Genomic DNA, 1,134 nt, shown 5'->3' on the forward strand with positions numbered 1-1,134 from the left:
ACCCATAGTGCTTTTCACCGGGCTGGGCTGCAAGTCTTTCCACAACCTCTTTCTGCAACACTCAACAAGTCGTTATGATGCTGGCAACAGAAGGCCTGAGGGTCGCACTGGCCACCACCCACCTGCCACTTAAGGACGTTTCATCTGCTATCACGCGATCCTCTCTGGAAGGAGTCATCAAAATTCTCCACAGGGATATGGTGACAAAATTTGCGATCGAGAATCCCAGAATTCTGGTCTGCGGTCTTAACCCCCATGCTGGAGAAGGGGGTCACCTTGGCATGGAAGAGATAGAAACCATTATTCCAGTACTCGAGAAGTTAAACAGTGAAGGTATAAATCTGGTAGGCCCTCTGCCTGCAGACACGCTCTTTAACCCCAAATATCTTGAGACTGCTGACGCCATTCTGGCCATGTATCATGATCAGGGTCTGCCAGTTCTGAAGTACAAAGGTTTTGGCAATGCCGTCAACATTACCCTGGGACTTCCAATCATTCGCACTTCTGTTGATCATGGCACAGCATTGGATCTGGCAAGCACAGGAAAAGCCGATTCGGGAAGCCTGTTTGCTGCTGTTCGTTATGCTCTCGATATGGTTCGGTAGCCAAAAGGGTTGTCTGCCGCTATCATAGCGCCCCCTCTATTGCTCGTTAAGTTTGTCAAAAGCATGGCTGAAATTCCCTACCACAAGGCCCGTAAACGATTTGGTCAGAACTTTCTGCACGATCACGGTGTCATTCAACGGATTATCCGTTCCATACACCCAAGGGCAGGCGACCGCATTGTGGAAATTGGCCCGGGTCAGGGTGCACTGACCGAGTTTCTGCTGGACGCTGCCGGGCAGCTGGATGTAGTTGAACTCGACAGGGATCTTATCCCGACCCTGAAGCTCAGATTTGGCCTGAATCCTGAGTTCAGAATTCACGAAGGAGACGCACTCAAGTTCAATTTCTCCTCTCTTATTAGAGAAGGCGAAACACTGAGGCTGGTAGGCAACCTGCCCTACAATATATCCACTCCCCTGATTTTCCACCTGCTAGAGTTTCAGGGACAGATCAGCGACATGTATTTCATGTTACAGAAAGAGGTTGTGGAAAGACTTGCAGCCCAGCCCGGTGAAAAGCACTATGGGT

The 1,134-nt window shown here is 49.9% G+C and carries 1 protein-coding gene and 1 pseudogene; both read left to right on the plus strand.

Annotated features, from left to right (window positions below):
* Positions 1-56: 56 nt before the first annotated feature.
* Positions 57-605, plus strand: a pseudogene (pdxA, locus tag KDK16_RS01170) (4-hydroxythreonine-4-phosphate dehydrogenase PdxA); the annotation flags it as partial.
* A gap of 63 nt (positions 606-668) precedes the next feature.
* Positions 669-1,134, plus strand: a 466-nt coding sequence (gene rsmA, locus KDK16_RS01175; RefSeq protein ID WP_257274306.1) for a 16S rRNA (adenine(1518)-N(6)/adenine(1519)-N(6))-dimethyltransferase RsmA, incomplete at its 3' end; no start/stop codon positions are given.

The sequence above is a fragment of the Endozoicomonas sp. SESOKO4 genome (assembly GCF_024606275.1).